This window comes from Streptomyces sp. NPDC102514 (assembly GCF_055584525.1).
Map to the genome: position 1 here is coordinate 15385 of NZ_JBVJLW010000028.1, position 16726 is coordinate 32110.

The window sequence follows — 16726 nt, forward strand, 5'->3', positions numbered from 1 at the left end:
GTCCGGTCCGGCTTGCCACGAACCGGCCGGGCCCGGGTCAGGACTGCCCCACCCCCGTGGGAGCAGTCCTGACCCGGGAGGCCCGGTCCGGCCCAGGGCGGGGCGGACCGGGTGGGGTGTCAGCCGATGTTCGGGATGCGCCAGTCGATCGGTTCATGGCCCTGCTTCGCGATCGCCTCGTCGATCTGGGTGAAGGGGTGCGAGCCGAAGAACTTCTTCGCGGACAGCGGCGAGGGGTGCGCGCCCTTGACGACGATGTGCCGCTCCTCGTCGATGAGCGGGAGCTTCTTCTGCGCGTAGTTGCCCCACAGGACGAACACCGCCGGGTCGGGCCGCTCGGCCACGGCCCGGATCACCGCGTCCGTGAACTTCTCCCAGCCCTTGCCCTTGTGCGAGTTGGCCTCTCCGGAGCGGACCGTCAGCACCGCGTTGAGCAGCAGGACGCCCTGCTCGGCCCACGGCATCAGATAGCCGTTGTCCGGCACCGGGTGGCCCAGCTCCTCCTTCATCTCCTTGTAGATGTTGCGCAAGGAGGGCGGTGTCTTCACGCCGGGCCGGACCGAGAAGCACAGGCCGTGGCCCTGGCCCTCGCCGTGGTAGGGGTCCTGGCCGAGGACGAGCACCTTCACACGGTCGTAAGGAGTCGCGTCGAGTGCGGCGAAGACCTCGTCGCGCGGCGGGTAGACGGGCCCCTTCTCGCGCTCCTCCTCGACGAACTCGGTGAGCTCCTTGAAGTAGGGCTTCTGCAGCTCTTCGCCCAGGACGCCGCGCCAGGACTCGGGCAGCATGGCGGTGTCGGTCACGTGAACTTCCTTACAGGTGCGGTTGTTTCCGGTCCTCAGAACCTACCGCCGCCCACTGACAATCGGCCGGGCTCCCGGCCGGCTCCCCCGCTACCAGCTGGTCTTGCGGGACAGCTCCCACACCATCATGATCGTCGACGGGTCGATGGACCGCTCGACGCCGGAGATCTCCTCACTGGCGGCGAGGTACTGCTTGCCCTGCCACAGGGGCAGCAGCCGCGCGTCGTCCACGAGGATGTCCTGCGCCTTCTTGAACTGCTCGACGACGTCCCCGCGGTCGGTCCGGCGGCGCGACTCCGGCAGCAGGACGTCGGTGATCTCGGGCGACTTGTAGGGCGTACCGAGCGCGTTCTGTTCGCCGACGAACGGGGCGATGAAGTTCTCGGCGTCGGGGAAGTCGGGGAACCAGCCACGGCCGAACACGGGGTACTCGCCCTTGCGGTAACCGGCTTCGTACGTCTTCCAGGGGCGGCCCTTGACGGTGACGCTGAACAGGCCAGTCTCGTTGAGCTGGCGCCTCAGCTCCTCGAACTCGGGCTTGGTCGTGGAGCCGTACCGGTCCGTCGTGTACCAGAGGGTGAGCGGTACGCGTTCGGAGATGCCCGCCTCCAGAAGGATCTGCCGGGCCTTGGAGGTGCTGGGGCTGCCGTAGTCGTCGAAGAAGCCGGTGGTGTGGCCGGCCAGTCCGCTCGGGACCATGGAGTACAGCGGCTCGACGGTGTCCTTGTAGATGGTGTGGGCGATGGCCGGCCGGTCGACGACCTGCGCGACGGCCTTGCGGACCGCCGCCTTCCTGGCCCACGGGTCCTTCGGGTTGAAGACCAGGTAGCGGATCTCGGTGCCCGCGCCCTCCACCAGCTGGATGTCGTCCTTGCCGCGCCGGTCCTCCAGGGCGACGACGTCCTCGGCGGCGAGTCCGCGGAGGGTGACGTCGATCTTGCGGTCCTTCAGGGCGCCCACCATCTCGCCCGAGTCCTGGAAGTACCGGATGGTGACGGCGTTGTTCTGGCGGTCGGCGGAGCCCTTGTAGTCGTCATTGCGGACGAGCCGGGCCTCCTGCCCCTCCTCGTACGACTCCAGGCTGTACGGTCCCGACCCCGTGACCTCGCTGTCCTCGCGCAGGGCGTCGGCCGGGTACTCCTCGGGGTCGACGATCGACATGGCGGGTGTGGCGAGCACGAAGGGGAAGGTGGCGTCCGGCTTGTTGAGGCGGAAGACGACCTCGTTCGCGCCCTTCGTCTCGACCCGCTCCAGGCTGCCGAGCAGGCCCCCGGGGCCGCCGTCCACGGCGATCTTCCGGATGCGGTCGATGGAGTATTTCACTGCCTCGGCGTCGAGATCGTGCCCGTCGGAGAAGGACAACCCCTCGCGCAGGGTGCAGCTGTACGTGCGGTTCGCGTCGTCGGTGAAGCGGCAGCTCTCGGCGGCGTCCGGCTCGGGCGCGGACGCGCCGGACGGGTAGCTGAGGAGGGTCTGGTAGACGTTGCGGAACAGCTCCCACGACCCGTCCCAGGAAGCGGCGGGGTCGAGCGTGCTGGGTGCGCTGGTCGTGCCCACGATGATCGGGCCCTCGCCCTCGGACGTGTCCGAGGACAGCACTCCGCATCCTGAGACCAGGGACATGGAGGTGATGGACGCGATCACCGACAAGTGCCGCAGGGACCGGTTCCGCTTCAACACGCGCACGCTCCTCGATGAGCCCCGCCAAAGTGGGCAGGACCATATCGCAGTGCCCCGCCCGTCAAACGGCTCTGACGGCGGGGCACTTGACGTGCACGAACATCATTTGTTCGATATTTTTCGGCTCTGCGGCTCTTGTTTGGAATCTGTGCGGAACATATCCGCTTTCCGCATGAATTTTCCGTGTGGAAAACCCGTGTACGACGCAGGGTTTAAAACGCCGAATTTATTGTCGTCACCGGTCAGGACACACCCGCGTTGAGGAAGATCCCGCCGTCGACCACGAGCGTCTGCCCGGTGATCCAGTCCGACTGCTCCGAGGTGAGGAAGGCGGCGGCTCCCCCGATGTCGGAGGGCACCCCCAGCCTGCCGAGCGGGTACGCCGCGGCGGCCTCCTCCTCGCGACCCTCGTACAGGGCCTGCGCGAACTTGGTCTTGACCACGGCGGGCGCAATCGAGTTGACCCGCACCAGCGGTGCGAACTCGTGCGCCAGCTGGAGGGACAGGTTGATCATCGCGGCCTTGCTCATGCCGTACGCGCCGATGAACGGCGAGGCCGAGACACCCGCGAGGGAGGCGATGTTGACGATCGCGCCGCCGTTCGCGCTCTGCCACGCCTTCCACGTCTGCTGGGCGAAGCCGAGCGCGGAGACGACGTTGGTCTCGAACACCTTCCGCGCCACATTGAGGTCGAGGTCGGCGATCGGCCCGAACACCGGGTTCGTACCGGCGTTGTTGACCAGGAAGTCGACCCGGCCGAACGCCTCCATCGTGCGCTCGACGGCGACGGCCTGGTGGGCCTCGTCGTGGGCCTTGCCCGCGACCCCGATGACGCGGTCGGCGCCGAGCTGCTCGACGGCCTCCTTGAGCGCGTCCTCGTTGCGGCCGGTGATGCACACCCGGTCGCCACGGGCCAGCAGCGCCTGCGCGACGCCGTAGCCGATGCCGCGGCTGGCGCCGGTGACGAGGGCGACCTTGCCCGAGAGTTCCACAGTGGTCATGTCCCTGTCCCCAGTCCTAGTTGAGCGGTCCGCCGGCCACGTACAGCACCTGGCCGGAGACGAATCCGGCGGCGTCGCCCGTGAAGAAGGCGATCGCGTTGGCGATGTCGTCCGGGTTGCCCACGCGCTGGACCGGGATCTGGGTGGCGGCGGCGGCCTGGAACTCCTCGAAGCCCATGCCGACCCGCTCGGCGGTCGCGGCGGTCATGTCCGTCACGATGAAGCCGGGCGCCACGGCGTTCGCGGTGACGCCGAACTTGCCGAGCTCGAACGCGAGGGTCTTGGTGAAGCCCTGCAGACCGGCCTTGGCGGCGGAGTAGTTGACCTGGCCGCGGTTGCCGAGCGCCGAGGACGAGGAGAGGTTGACGACCCGGCCGAACTTGGCCTCCACCATGTACTTCTGGACGGCCCGCGTCATCAGGAAGGAGCCGCGCAGGTGCACGTTCAGGACGGTGTCCCAGTCGGAGACGCTCATCTTGAACAGCAGGTTGTCGCGGAGCACGCCCGCGTTGTTCACCAGGATCGTCGGCGCCCCGAGCTCCTGGGCGACCCGCGCCACGGCGGCCTCGACCTGCGCCTCGTCGGAGACGTCGGCGCCCACCGCGATCGCCCGGCCACCGGCGGCGGTGATCTTCTCGACGGTGTCCTTGCACGCGGCCTCGTCGAGGTCGATCACCGCGACGGCACGGCCTTCGGCGGCCAGTCGTACGGCGGTCGCGGCGCCGATGCCGCGCGCGGCACCGGTGACTACGGCGACGCGCTGCTCAGTGGTGGACATTGCTGGTTCTCCTCGCCCTTGGGGAAGCCCTTGAACGGTACACCCCACTGGTGAGCGACCGCTTAGTACCTTCAACGGACGAGACGCTAGAAGCCTTGGCACCCAGTGTCAACGGCACACCGCGCCCATGTGATCCATCACCCGGCCGGGAGCCGGCCCGTCCGCGGCGGAAAGGTGACCCCTCACCTGACGAGCAGGTCGAGCAGGCGTGCCGTCTCGGCCTCGGGATCGGCGGTGAGACCGGTGTGCACGGGCCCCGGCTGCACGACCGTCGAGCGGGGTGCGATCAGCCAGCGGAACCGCCGTCCGGCGTCGTCGCCCGCGGCCTGTCCGGCCGCCGCGCCCCCGGCGCAGACCCCCTCGACGGCCCGCAGCGCGGCCCGTACGCCCGGCGCGTCCGCCGCCGGGTCGAGCGCGAGCAGCTTGGTCTCGTCGAGGTGGGTGCGGGCGGCCACGAAGGAGTGCGCGCGGCAGTACACGAGCACTCCCGCGTTGAAGTACTCCCCCCGCTCGACGCGCGGCACGACGCGCAGCACCGCGTACTCGTAGACGACCCGGTCGACGACATCGCCCACACGGCCGTCCCGGCCGTCGCGCTCGCTCACTTCGTGCCCTTCCGGATGTCACTGCTGCCAGTGGTGTCGCCCTGGAGGCGGATGCGCTCGTGGATGGTGGCGGCGCGGGCGAGGAGGGGTCGCGCGTACGCCTGCCGGAGCGCGTCGGCCGAGTCGAAGCCCGGCTCGTCCTTCAGCCACTCCTCGGGGATCGCGGCGGTCACCTCGGCGAGCAGTTCCGCCGTGACACGCGGCCCCAACTCCGCTGCGGCGGCCGGGATGTCGGGGCCGAAGGGGGCGAGGGCGTGGTCGGTGGCGTCGTACGGCTTGGCCGCCGAGGCCTGTGCGCCCGGCCAGTTGTGGTGCCAGATCATGGTGGCGCCGTGGTCGATGAGCCACAGATCGCCGTCCCGGAACAGCATGTTGGGGTTGCGCCACGACCGGTCGACGTTGTTGACCAGCGCGTCGAACCAGACGACCTTCCCGGCCTCTTCCGGGCTCACCTCGTGCGCGAGGGAGTCGAACCCGATCGCCCGGGAGAGGAAGTCCATGCCGAGGTTCAGCCCGCCGCTCGACTTGAGCAACTCCTGCACCTGCTGGTCGGGTTCGCCGAGTCCGATGACCGGATCGAGCCCGATCGTGACGAGTCCCGGTACGCGCAGGCCCAGGCGCCGGGCGAGTTCACCGCAGACGACCTCCGCGACGAGGGTCTTGCGCCCCTGTCCGGCGCCGGTGAACTTCATGACGTACGTGCCCAGGTCGTCGGCCTCGACGATGCCCGGGAGCGAGCCGCCCTCACGCAGGGGCGTGATGTAGCGGGTCGCGGTGACTTCTGTCAGCATTTCCCCAGGTTATAGGGGCTGCGGCAGTCGTCCTCCGGAGGCTCCCCGATCGCGGCGGCTAGGGTGGACGGCATGTCCGAGCCAGACAGGTCCGAGGGGGCCGGGGCGGTCCTGGTGGATCCCGGCGTCGAGGTGCCCTGTCCGGCGGAGGGCGAGGTGTGGACCGTCCGGGCGGTGATCCTGAACGAGCGGGCCGAGGCGTTCGCGCAGAAGCGCGGGCCCGACCGGCGGCTGTTCCCCGGTATCTGGGACGTCGTCGGCGGGCATGTCGAAGCTGGTGAGACCCTGCTCGGAGCCCTGGCCCGCGAGGTCGAGGAGGAGACGGGCTGGCGCCTGCGCCGGGTACGCCGGCTGCTGCGGGTCACCCAGTGGGCCGGGGACGACGGGGGCACGCTGCGGCACGAGGCCGACTATCTCGTCGAGGTGGACGGAGATCTGTCCCGTCCGGCCCTGGAGTGGTCGAAGAACTCCGCCTACCACTGGTTCGGTCCGGGCGAGATCCACCGGCTCAAGGAGAACTGCGCGCCGGGGAACCATCTCGTGCACGATCTCATCGCGCAGGTCGTGGCCTGACCTGGCCGACCGGACCAACCGGGCAGGCCTGGCCGACCTGGCGACCTCTCCACCGAGGCGCCCTCGGTTCCACCCGCCGCGCCCTCAGTCCCAATGCTGCTTGTCGGCCTCGCCGTTGAACCTCCATACCGCCAGCGCGACGAACAGGGCGGCGAATCCGCACAGAACCCCGACGTGCGGGAGCACTCCGGCCACCCCCTCGCTGTTGAGGATCACCTCGCGGTAGCCGTGGCTCGCCCAGTACACCGGGGTGAACCTGGCGAGCGCGCCGACCCAGTCGGCCATCAGCTCCGTCGGGACGAGGGTGCCGCCGAGGATCACCCAGACCAGCGTCGTCACCCGCTCGTAGGCGAAGGCCTGCCGACGTGTCCGGGCGACGGCACACAACAGGAAGGAGAAGGCCACCACGCAGACGGACAGCGCGGCCATGACGGCCAGCAGGGCGAGCAGACTGCCTCGTACACGCAGGTCCATGAGCGTCCGGCCGAGCAGGAACAGCGCACAGGACTGGGCCATGACCAGGACCAGACAGGGCGCCACCTTCCCCGTCATCAGCTCGGTGTCGCGCAGGGGTGAGACCCGCAGCCGCGCCCAGGTGTTGAGGCCGTGCTCGCGGAAGACGGACTCCGTGACGAGGCCCGCCATGAAGAAGGAGAACATCACCGTCATGCCGGGCACCGCCAGTTCGGCGCCGTTGACGCCGCGGTAGCCGAGCCGGTCCAGGGCCCCGACGTACAGGGGCTTGATGAAGAACATGAGCAGCGCGGGCGTGAGCAGCATGGTGATGACCGGCGCCGGATCGCGGCGCAGCCAGACCAGATCGTGCCGGGCCACCGTCAGGGCGCGGTTCACTTGTCCCGCTCCGCCCCGAGCAGTTCCAGGTACGCGGCTTCGAGTCCGGCGCGGGACAGCTCCACCGCCCGCAGGCGTTCGCGGTCCTGCCCGGTCAGTTCCACCGCCTTGACCAGGTCGACGCCGGGCCGGTCCGTGGGCAGGAACACCGTGTCACCGGCCACTCTGGCACCGGGCCAGGGCAGCTCCGGGGCGTCCCCGGCGAACTTCAGCACCAGTTCGCTGCGGGTGTAGCGCGCGATGAGCTGGTCCACGCCCGCGTCCTCCCGCACCCGGCCGTCGCCGAGCACGACGACCCGTGCGTCCAGTTCCTCCACCTCCTGCAGATAGTGCGTGGTGTACAGGACGGTGCTGCCGTCGTCGGCCAGGGCGCGGACCTGGCGCAGGAGGGCGCGGCGGGTCTGCGGGTCCGCGCCCGCGGTGGGTTCGTCGAGCAGGATCAGCCGGGGCCGGTGGACCAGCGCGCAGCCCACGTGCAGGCGGCGCTGCTGGCCGCCGGAGAGTTCGCGGGCCCGCCGTCGGCGCAGCGGCGCCAGGTCGAGTGTCTCGATCAGGGTGTCGACGGAGGCGCGCAGTTCGCCGCGGCGCAGACCGGCCAGGGCTCCGAAGAAGCGCAGGTTCTCCTCCACGGTGTGGGTGGGGTAGACGGCCACGTCCTGTGCGGCGAGACCGATCCGGCCGCGTGCGGCACGAGGGACGCGGGGAGCGCGGGGAGCGCGGGATGGGCTGGAGGTGCTGGAGGGGCGTACGACGTCGGTGCCGAGAACCGATACGGAGCCCGCGTCGGGGCGCAGCAGGCCCGCGACGACGGAGACGAGGGTGGTCTTCCCGGCCCCGTTGGGTCCGAGCAGGGAGACCACCTCTCCGCGTTCCGCGACGAGGTCCACCTCGTCGAGCACCCGCCTGCCTCCGAAGGACTTCACGAGTCCCCTGATGCGGAGTCCCGGTGCCAGCCGCGGTGCCGGTCGCGGTGTCGGTCGTCGTGCCGGTCGCGGTGTCGGTCCCTGTGCCGCCGGTCCGGGCGTCACCGGGGGGCGCGCTCCCCGAGCGCCAGGAGCATGTCGGTGGAGTTGCGCTCGATGGCCCGTACGGCGACGGGTTCCAGCATGGGTTTGAGCATCGCGATGCCGATCTCGAACTCCACCTGCAGGGTCACCCTGGTGACCGAGTCGGTCTCGCGGACGACCTGCCAGTACCCCTGGAACACCTCCAGGTCGCCCGAGACCTGCGTGTACTGGATACGGCGGGCGCGGGGATCCCGTATCTCGTGCTCGGTCCACTTCAGGACGGACCCCTTGAGCAGCACCTCCCAGTCGGTCATGGCCTCCTTGGTGCCGTCGTCGCGCACTTTCTCGTTGTAGACCTTGGTCGAGATGACCACTTCCATGAAGGACGGGTACGACTCGACGTCGCAGACCCTCTCCCACACCGTCTCCGCCGAGGCGTGCAGGCGTTCGCTGACCGTCACCACGGGCATGTCGGAACCTCCGTCATGTGCTCAGTTCTTTCTGGGTCGTCGTCGCGGCCTCGTGCAGGCCGCGTTCGAGGAACGCGAGGTCGTCCTCATCGATGAACGCCGGTGGGGTGAACCGCAGGACCCCCGGCGCGGTCAGACACATGGTCAGCAGAATGCGCCTGCTCAGCGCGGCCCGCATCATCTCGGCCGACACGTCCGGCCGGGTCCCGTGCAGTCCGAGCATCAGGCCGCGGCCGGTGACGCCGGTGAACAGCCCCGGCCAGTCCCGCACCAGGCCGGTGAGGACGGTACGCAGTGCGTGTCCGGCCCGCCGGGCCAGCGCGGGTACGTCGTGGGAGGCGACGACCTCCAGCGTGGCCAGCAGCGCGGCCGACGCGAGCGGATTGCCCCCGAAGGTCGAGGTGTGCAGCAGCGGGTCGTGGTCGTAGGGGCGAAAGGCGTCCTCGGTGGCGACGAGCGCCGAGACGGGGATGACTCCGCCGCCCAGCGCCTTGCCGGACAGCAGGATGTCGGGGCGCACCCCCAGGGGCTCGTGGGCCCACAGCGTGCCGCAGCGGCCGAGGCCGCACTGGATCTCGTCGAGGACGAGGAGCGTGCCCGCCTCGTCGCACGCCCGGCGCAGCGCCCCGGCGTAGTCGGCCGTCAGGGGGTGGACACCGCCCTCGCCCTGTACGGGTTCGGCGAAGACCGCGGCGGGCCGGTTCTCGTATACGAGCCGGGCGGCCGAGGCGGCGTCGTCGCGCGGCAGCCGGAGCACGCCCGGGAGCAGTGGGCCCAGTCCGTCACGGAAGGGCGCGGCGTCGGTGAGGCTCAGCGCGCCCGTCGTCTTGCCGTGGAAGGAGCCCGCCAGGTGCGCGAGGCCGGTGCGTCCGGTGCGGGCGCGGGCGAGCTTGAGTGCCGCTTCGACGGCCTCGGCGCCCGAGTTGAGGAGCATGACCTTGGTCAGGGGCTCGGGTGCCAGTGCGGCGAGTGCCGCCGCCGCGCGGGCGTTGGTCTCGTTGGGGAGCGTCCGGGTGGAGCCGGCCAGCGTACGGAGCTGTCGTGCGACGGCTTCCACGGGTCCGGCGTGGCCGTGGCCCAGCAGGAACACGGCGAAGGAGCCCACGTCGAGGTAGCGCTCACCGCCCGCGCTGGTGACCCAGGCCCCTTGCCCGCCGACCTCCGGGTCGGTGGCGCCCGTCAGCCGGAAGAGGAGGGCGCGTCCGGCGGACTGGTGGGTGCGGATGAGGTCGAGCGGGCCGGTCACCGCGTCCCGCCGCCCGTGGGACGTTCGTCCCGCTCGGTCCCCGGCCGGTCGGCCCGTTCGGTGCTCGGCCGCTCGTCCCGTTCGGTGCTCGGCCGCTCGTCCGGTCCCAGGTCGGCCCGTTCGTCCGGTCCGAAGCCGGGACGCTCGTCCGGTCCGAAGCCAGGCCGCCCATCCAGTCCCAAGCCAGGCCGCTCGGTCAGTTCGAAGGTGAAGGGCAGCCCGAGCGCCCAGCGGCCGAGGAGCTGACGGGTGGCGAAGCGGGTCGGCGGGTGGAAGCGGGCCGCGTGGGCGTCCCGCAGCAGCCGGGAGGCCGTTCCCGTGGCCGCGTAGGAGGCCACGCCCACGAGTTCGGAGGTCGCCTCGACGGCCCGGGTCGCCAGTTCGGCGGCCCGGCACTTGAGGGCGAGCAGCGCCGGAGTGAGGCTGCGCGGGTCGGCCGTGCGGGCGTCCAGCTGCCGTGCGAGCCCCGCGCAGGCCGCCTCCAGAGGGAGTACGTCGACAAGGAGGGCGCCGAGCGCGGACTGGAAGGAGGGCAGTTCGGAGCGGGCCGCGCCGAGGTGGGTGATCCGGGAGTTCTCCAGCGCGGCGCGGGCCTGGTCGACCGCCGCGGAGATCAGCCCGAGGTAGCAGGCCGTGGTCGACACGCAGAACCAGCCGAGTCCGGCGGCGAACACCTCGTCGCCCTGGGAGCCGGGCCGCGTCCGGTGGAAGACGAGTTCGTCGGGGATCGCGCAGTCCCGCAGCCGTACGGTGTCGGACTCGGAGGCGCGCATGCCCAGCGTGTTCCAGGTGCGTTCGACGGTGATGCCGGGGCTGTCGGTGGCGACGAGGGCCACCAGCAGGCTTTCCGGGCCGCCGGCCTCGTCCCGTAACTGCAGACAGAGCAGGTCGCTGCGTTCGGCCAGTGAACAGGGCACCTTGACGCCGTTCACCCTCCATTCCTTGCCGGCGCGGCGGGCCGTGCAGTGCGATCTGGTCAGCGCACCGGCCAGTCCGGGCTCGGCGAAGGCGTTGCCCACGATGCGCTGTTGACCGGCGATCGCTTCGAGCAGCATCCACGACTCGTCGCGCTCGCGGCGCCAGTGCTCGACGAGGACGCCCACCGAGAACAGGTGCATGTTGACCGCGATGGCGAGCGCCGGGTCCGCCGCGCCGATCCGGCGTTGCAGGGCACAGCACTCCTCGATCGAACCGCCGCCGCCCTCGAACTCGCGCGGCACGGGCAGTCCGAACCAGCCCGCTTCGCGCAGTGCCTCGACGCTGCTGTCGGACAGCCGGCCCGTACGGTCGTTCCGCTCCGCGAGCCCGGCCAGCTTCTCGGTGACGGAGGTGGGCAGCAGTCGTTCCGTCTCCGGCCAGATGGCCCGGATTCCACGCCGGTAGTCGTACGCGTCTGCGTCGTACGTACCTGTGTCGTAGGCGTCGTATGCGTCGGTCACGTCTCCTCCTCGCCGACCCACGGTGTGGGGTTGCCCTGTGCCAGGCGCGGATGCCGGTCGGCCCATGCCCGTACGCACGTCCGCAGGGCAGGTCGGACGGGCGGTACGCGCCGGGTCACTCCGATGGGTTCGTGCGTGGACATGTACGGGATGAACGCGCTGAGCAGTTCCACGGCGCGGAGCTGGCGGGCCGTCAGGTGCGGGCGTGCGAAGGGCAGATAGAAGCGGTCCCACTGCTCGGGGGTGACGATCGTCGGAGTCTCCAAGGGGCCGCATCCCCGCGCGGCACGCCATGTGTTGAGCGTCCCGAACTCCACCTCGACCAGTTCCTTCACCGAACAGGCCTCCTCGCCGGTGCCCAGCACGACGGGCTGTCCGCCCGATCCGTCGCGTCCGTCGCGACCCTCGCGTCCCCCACACCCGTTACGCCCGTCACGCGCGAGGTCCAGCACGCAGGCGGCGACGTCGCAGCTCGTGACGGTCTCCACGAATGCCTCCCCGTCCCCGACGACGGCGGGCAGCAACCCGGTGACACAGCTGCGGATCAGCGAGTACAGGCCGGTGAACCTGCTGACCGCCCCGTCCGAGCGGCGGCCGATCACCAGCGGCGGGCGCACCACCGTGGCGCCGTAGCGCTCGACGGCCTCCCGCTCGGCGGCGGCCTTGGACCACTCGTAGCTGTTGCGGTAGTCGTCCGGACGCTCCGATCCGGCGCTGCCGCGCAGGCCGGTGACGTACGCGGTGGAGACGTGGATGACGTGGGTCCGGGGGCCGACCAGGGGGGCGAGGGCGCCGACGGGGGCGACGTTCGCGGCGGTGGCCCGCGCCGCGGGGAGGTTCCAGCGGGGGCGGGCCGCCGCGTTCACGATCACGTCCCAGGGGCCGGTGAGTTCCGGTGGTGCCGGGGTCTCCCCCATCCGCCAGGCCGTCACACCGGTGCCGCCCCGCGCGGAGCAGCCGGCCACCTGCCAGCCGGACTCCCTTGCCTGCTCGGCCAGTTCGGCTCCCACGACTCCGGTGGCACCGGTGATGAGCATCGTGCCCGGTGTGTCCACGGCGACGCGCTCCATCACAGCGGCTCGGTTCACCACAGCGGCTCGGTTCACCACAGCGGGTCGGTTCACCACAGCGGGTCGGTTCACCACAGCGGGTCGGTTCACCACAGCGGGTCGGTTCATCACAGCGGTTTGATCGGTCACAGCGGTTTGATCCATTCGCTGGGCAGCAGGGCGGGCAACCCGAGTTCGTCGACGGCCTCCTGCCAGCCGCGCACGAGGCGGAGTCCGCCGAACATGCCGTTGGGGGAACGGAGTTCGGGCAGTTCACCGTTCAGGCCGAGCTCCGCCTGCGCGACGGCGACCCAGTCGCACAGCCGCCCGAACCACTCCTCGGCCCCGGTCGGGTCGGTGGCGAGGGCGTTGGCCTCGTGGACGAACCGCAGCCCTTCGACACGGACGCCGTCCGGGACGCCGACGCACGGGTCGATGGCCCCGCCGTCCTCGTAGAGGTACGGTTCGCCGCCGTACGCCAGCCCGCGCACGTACAGACAGGACTGCACCAGGTGGCGGGTCTGGGCGGCCACCAGCCGCCACTGACCGGCCCGGACGCCGCCTCCGACGTCCTCCAGCGCGGCCTGGGTGACGACCATGGTGATGGCGGCCCCATGGCTGACGTGCATCACGTGGGTGCGCAGATCGCGCACGGGACGTACGGTCACGGCGCACTCCGAATCCCCAGCCAGAACATGTCCTCGGCGAAGAGCGACGCGACATCGGGGTGCCACGGCTCGCCCGGGTGATACGTCCAGCTGCCGGGAGCGCTCACCGGGCTGCCCTGGGAGACGGCGGCGGCGCGCAGTCCCCAGCGGGAGACCAGGTGTCCCTCGCCGAAGGGGCGCCAGGTGGTGCCCGCGGCGGGCATCAGGCACAACTGCCAGCCGGACGTGTCCACGTCGGACAGATAGGTGTCGAGGACCGTCTCGGCCCGGCGCAGGTATGCGGGTGCCTCGCCCGCCGTCAGCGGTGGGCACATGGCCAGCTCGAACGCCGCCAGCCCGTCCTGGTCGCCCAGCCGTCGCAGCTTCTCGCCGACCCACTTCCATGTGAAGTAGCGCTCGCCCTTGGTGACCGCGTGCCGGTCCAGGGCGGCGAGCACCGCCTCGCCCGCCCGCAGTGCGGCCGCGAGCGGCTTGTGCTCCGACAGAGCGCGGGCGGCGGACCGCATGCGGACGGCCTCGACCGCGTACCAGGTGCGCAGCCACCCGGTGATCTCCCCGTCGAGCCGCCGCTGCCAGTCCAGCCACTGCGGGGTGCCGTCCAGCGGGAGCCCCAGGCCGAAGCGGCTGAGCGTGTCGAAGACCTTGCGCCGTTCCACCAGGTCGCCCGGGGAGACGGTCGGCGCCGGCCAGGCTCCCGCGCTCAACTCCGCGTGCCGGGTGAGGAGTTGATTGGCACCGGTGATGATGACGTCGATACGCGCGCTCTTCGCGTACGACATCAGCGGGAGCGCGCCGGCGACGTCGTCCCGTACGACGACGTACAGGTCGAGGTCGCTGGTGTCGTTGCCGAATCCCGCGATGACGGAGCCCGCGGCGACGATGAGCAGGGGGTCCCCGAAGGACTCGTCCACCTGCTCCAGTACGCGTGCGCGGGTCAGCCCGTGTGCCGCGATGTGCGCGGCGAACCGTTCGGTCCGCACGTCATGGTGCGCCATTGTCACCCTGTGCCCCCTCGTTCAACTGTGCGTTCCCCTTCGGGCTCCGACTCCACGTATTTCTGCTGACCCTCTCTCCACGAAGCGGAATTCCACGGAATCCTGATCTACACGGTTCTCCAGGGTTCTCCACGGTTCTTCGCGCCATCCCGCCGGACCCTGTCCGATGCCGCCCGGTGGTGTCCGGTGCCGTCCGGTGGTGTCCGATGAAATCTGACGCCGTCCGTCGGTGTCCGTAGCTGTCCGCCGACGTCCGTAAATAATGCGAGAACCTGCTTCTCTATTGCACACTGACCCCGAAAAGGCGATCCCGCGCACGTGCTCTGACATTCGCCACGCGCTCCCGGCACTCGCCCCTCGCGCCGCACTCCCGATATTTGTTCCGCTCGGCGTCGATATTCTCCACGTCTGCCGTACCCTGCGCTCCAGCCCATGCGAGGCGTTCGCTTGCGCGCATCGAGATATCCCCTTGCCGAAGCACCCGGACAGTGGGCGAGAGTTTTACCGCACCCACCGGGATGCCTCATTCTTGGCAGCGGTCGGCCGTGTCCGCAAGGGGCATCCCGGGAACGCCGCCCCGAACGGCGACGTGGAATGTTTTGTTCCCCGAAAGGAATGCCTGCTCAGTGGATAGTTAACCGATCAACATTGATTTCCAAATTTTTTTCACTATCCTGGTTCACCAAGTGGCAACGCGATTGTCGGCGGCCACCTCACGGCAGCGGACATTTCCGGGAGCCGTGTACAGCAGCCTTCACCTCAGGTGTTCTCAGAAAGGAGCCGCGCGTGGAACGGGGGGTTTATGTGGCGGACGCGAACACGGACATGACGTCCGAGCCCGCCACCCTGGGCGAAGGACACCCGTGGGAGTCGCTGCACTGCATCGCGGAGGAGGGCCGGTGGCTCCCGCCGCGCCAACCGCGCGCCCGGTCGGCGGTGTTCGCCGGCGGCGGGGAACACCCCGGTCTGCGAGGGCCGCGGTGAACATCTCCGTCCTCGAAGGCAAGTTGGGCCGCCGGACCGCCACACGCACCGGTTCCGTGCGGACCGAGACGGCGGAAGAGATCCTCGACCGCGTCGCCGGGACACTGGGCGGCGTCGAGTCCCGGTACACGAGCGCGTCCGCCGCCCACCACTGGGCGGCGCGCTTCCGGGCGATGATGGCGGAGAACCGGTTCCTGCCCAGCGGACGCGTGCTCAACAACTGCGGCACCCGGCAGGGGCAGCTCGCCAGCTGTTTCGTACTCCCCCTGCCCGACGAATTCGCCGGGATCTTCGACACGTTGGGGCTCGCCGCGGCCTGCCACCGTACGGGCGGCGGCACCGGTTTCGATCTGAGCGCGCTGCGTGAGGCCGGGGCCGGCATCAGCTCCGCCGAGGCGGCCGGCGCCAGTGGTCCGGTCTCCTGGCTGCACCTGTTCGACACCGAGACGAAGGTGACGATGCAGGGCGGCAAGATGCGGGGCGCGAACCTCGCCTCGCTCTCCGTGCGCCACCCGGACATCTTCGCGTTCCTCGACGCCAAGGCGCGGGTGGGCGACCTGTCGAACTTCAACATCTCCGTCTCCGTGGACGACGCGTTCATGCACGCGCTGGCCGCGGGAGAGGAGATCGCCCTCGTCCGCCCCCAGGACGGCCGGACCGTGCGCACGGTGCCCGCCGCGGAGATCTGGGAGCGGCTGGCACGGAACGCCTGGCGCACCGGCGACCCGGGCGTGCTGTTCCTCGACACCGTCAACCGCGCCAACCCGCTCGCCGGACACCTCGGGCCCATCCGGACCACCAACCCGTGCGGGGAGCAGACCCTGTACCCGTACGAGGCCAGCAACCTCGGCTCCGTCAACCTCGCCGCCTTCGGCCGCGGGGGCCACATCGACTGGCCGGCGCTGGAGCAGACCGTCGCGGACGCGACACGGCTGCTCGACAACGCCATCGACGCCAGCCGTTATCCGGACCCCCGGGTCACCGCGATGGCGCACGCCAACCGGCGGCTCGGGCTCGGAGTGATGGGCTTCGCCGATCTGCTGGTCGGCCTCGGCATCCCCTACGACTCGCAGGCCGCGCTCACCCTGATCGACGAGCTGGGCTCCCGCATCCGTGACGTGACCAGGGAGGTCAGCCGTCAACTCGCCCTGGAACGCGGCTCGTTCCCGAACTGGGAGCACACCGGCTGGCGCAGGCCCGCACGCAACTGCGGTATCACCACGGTCGCGCCCACCGGGACGATCTCCATGGTCGCGGGCTGCTCGGCGAGCATCGAACCCCGCTTCTCCGCCGTGTGGAACAAGGACGTGCTGACCGAGGACGGGGTCACCTTCGCCGACGAGGAACTGCTCGCCGACGTACGTCACTTCGCCGGGCTGTCCGCCGAGGACGCGATGGACCTCGTACGGACGAAGGCGCTGGCGGACCTGCCCCTGGCTCCCGGCGCCCGTGCCAAGTACCGGTACGCCCACGACATCTCCCCCGCCTGGCATGTGCGGGTCGCGGCGCGGTGGCAGCGGTACACCGACAACGCGGTCTCCAAGACGGTGAACCTGCCGCGCTCGGCGACCGCGTCGGACGCGGCCGAGGTCTACCGGCTGAGCTGGGAGCTGGGCTGCAAGGGCACCTCCCTCTACCGGCAGGGCTCCCGCGCACACGACCTGATGGAGACCCGGGTGGCCGCTCGGGCCCGAGGAGCCTCGGAAACCCGGGTGGCCGTGGAGGACCGGTTCCGCCAGAGCAGGGCGCTGCTCTCGGGCCGGACGAACACGGTGGTGGGCTGAC

At 70.5% G+C, this 16726-nt stretch carries 17 protein-coding genes; 3 read left to right on the forward strand and 14 right to left on the reverse strand.

Going from position 1 to position 16726, the window contains the following annotated elements:
* Positions 1-119: 119 nt before the first annotated feature.
* From ung to ACZ60E_RS42110, 6 genes are all read right to left on the reverse strand, one after another.
* Positions 120-803: a uracil-DNA glycosylase gene (gene ung, locus ACZ60E_RS42085; protein ID WP_384814599.1), complete on the reverse strand. Its 684-nt coding sequence runs from the start codon at positions 801-803 to the stop codon at positions 120-122.
* A 90-nt stretch (positions 804-893) separates the two neighbouring features.
* Entirely contained in the window at positions 894-2483 is a 1590-nt protein-coding gene (locus ACZ60E_RS42090) for an ABC transporter substrate-binding protein (RefSeq protein WP_469447506.1), read from the reverse strand.
* A 242-nt stretch (positions 2484-2725) separates the two neighbouring features.
* Positions 2726-3484 (reverse strand): SDR family oxidoreductase, encoded by a 759-nt coding sequence (locus tag ACZ60E_RS42095; protein ID WP_385837527.1) that lies wholly within the window; start codon positions 3482-3484, stop codon positions 2726-2728.
* A gap of 16 nt (positions 3485-3500) precedes the next feature.
* Positions 3501-4262, reverse strand: coding sequence for a 3-oxoacyl-ACP reductase FabG (fabG, locus tag ACZ60E_RS42100; RefSeq protein ID WP_107018672.1), 762 nt, complete (start codon positions 4260-4262; stop codon positions 3501-3503).
* Between the two features lie 182 nt (positions 4263-4444).
* The gene (locus tag ACZ60E_RS42105) at positions 4445-4867 is read right to left on the reverse strand and encodes a DUF3037 domain-containing protein (RefSeq protein WP_469447508.1); all 423 of its coding nucleotides are present in this window, start codon (positions 4865-4867) and stop codon (positions 4445-4447) included.
* Positions 4864-5658 (reverse strand): HipA family kinase, encoded by a 795-nt coding sequence (locus tag ACZ60E_RS42110; RefSeq protein WP_469447510.1) that lies wholly within the window; start codon positions 5656-5658, stop codon positions 4864-4866. The genes ACZ60E_RS42105 and ACZ60E_RS42110 overlap by 4 nt, the downstream gene beginning before the upstream one ends.
* A 72-nt stretch (positions 5659-5730) precedes the next feature.
* Here ACZ60E_RS42110 and ACZ60E_RS42115 point away from each other — a divergent pair, with 72 nt between their 5' ends.
* Complete coding sequence (locus tag ACZ60E_RS42115; RefSeq protein ID WP_469447512.1) at positions 5731-6231, forward strand: NUDIX hydrolase; 501 nt, start codon at positions 5731-5733, stop codon at positions 6229-6231.
* 84 nt (positions 6232-6315) lie between these two features.
* Here ACZ60E_RS42115 and ACZ60E_RS42120 read toward each other — a convergent pair whose 3' ends face one another.
* The 8 genes from ACZ60E_RS42120 to ACZ60E_RS42155 form a co-directional block, all read right to left on the reverse strand.
* Entirely contained in the window at positions 6316-7083 is a 768-nt protein-coding gene (locus ACZ60E_RS42120) for an ABC transporter permease (RefSeq protein WP_469447514.1), read from the reverse strand.
* Positions 7080-8006, reverse strand: a complete 927-nt coding sequence (locus ACZ60E_RS42125; RefSeq protein WP_469447516.1) for an ABC transporter ATP-binding protein — start codon at positions 8004-8006, stop codon at positions 7080-7082. The genes ACZ60E_RS42120 and ACZ60E_RS42125 overlap by 4 nt, the downstream gene beginning before the upstream one ends.
* Before the next feature lie 101 nt (positions 8007-8107).
* Positions 8108-8560, reverse strand: coding sequence for a type II toxin-antitoxin system RatA family toxin (locus ACZ60E_RS42130; RefSeq protein WP_469447518.1), 453 nt, complete (start codon positions 8558-8560; stop codon positions 8108-8110).
* Between the two features lie 13 nt (positions 8561-8573).
* Entirely contained in the window at positions 8574-9806 is a 1233-nt protein-coding gene (locus tag ACZ60E_RS42135) for an aspartate aminotransferase family protein (RefSeq protein WP_469447521.1), read from the reverse strand.
* Complete coding sequence (locus ACZ60E_RS42140; RefSeq protein ID WP_469447523.1) at positions 9803-11245, reverse strand: acyl-CoA dehydrogenase family protein; 1443 nt, start codon at positions 11243-11245, stop codon at positions 9803-9805. Before ACZ60E_RS42140 ends, ACZ60E_RS42135 begins: the two co-directional genes overlap by 4 nt.
* The gene (locus tag ACZ60E_RS42145; protein WP_469447525.1) at positions 11242-12333 is read right to left on the reverse strand and encodes an SDR family oxidoreductase; all 1092 of its coding nucleotides are present in this window, start codon (positions 12331-12333) and stop codon (positions 11242-11244) included. The genes ACZ60E_RS42140 and ACZ60E_RS42145 overlap by 4 nt, the downstream gene beginning before the upstream one ends.
* A gap of 107 nt (positions 12334-12440) precedes the next feature.
* Positions 12441-12962: a hypothetical protein gene (locus tag ACZ60E_RS42150; RefSeq protein ID WP_469447527.1), complete on the reverse strand. Its 522-nt coding sequence runs from the start codon at positions 12960-12962 to the stop codon at positions 12441-12443.
* Entirely contained in the window at positions 12959-13957 is a 999-nt protein-coding gene (locus ACZ60E_RS42155) for a hypothetical protein (RefSeq protein ID WP_469447530.1), read from the reverse strand. Before ACZ60E_RS42155 ends, ACZ60E_RS42150 begins: the two co-directional genes overlap by 4 nt.
* 786 nt (positions 13958-14743) lie before the next feature.
* On the opposite strand from ACZ60E_RS42155, the gene ACZ60E_RS42160 reads away from it, so the two are divergent.
* Together ACZ60E_RS42160 and ACZ60E_RS42165 are read left to right on the forward strand one after the other, a co-directional pair.
* Positions 14744-14941: a hypothetical protein gene (locus ACZ60E_RS42160; protein ID WP_469447532.1), complete on the forward strand. Its 198-nt coding sequence runs from the start codon at positions 14744-14746 to the stop codon at positions 14939-14941.
* A complete protein-coding gene (locus tag ACZ60E_RS42165; protein ID WP_469447534.1) occupies positions 14938-16725 on the forward strand; it encodes an adenosylcobalamin-dependent ribonucleoside-diphosphate reductase in 1788 nt (595 codons plus the stop codon). Before ACZ60E_RS42160 ends, ACZ60E_RS42165 begins: the two co-directional genes overlap by 4 nt.
* The last annotated feature ends 1 nt before the right edge of the window (position 16726 follow it).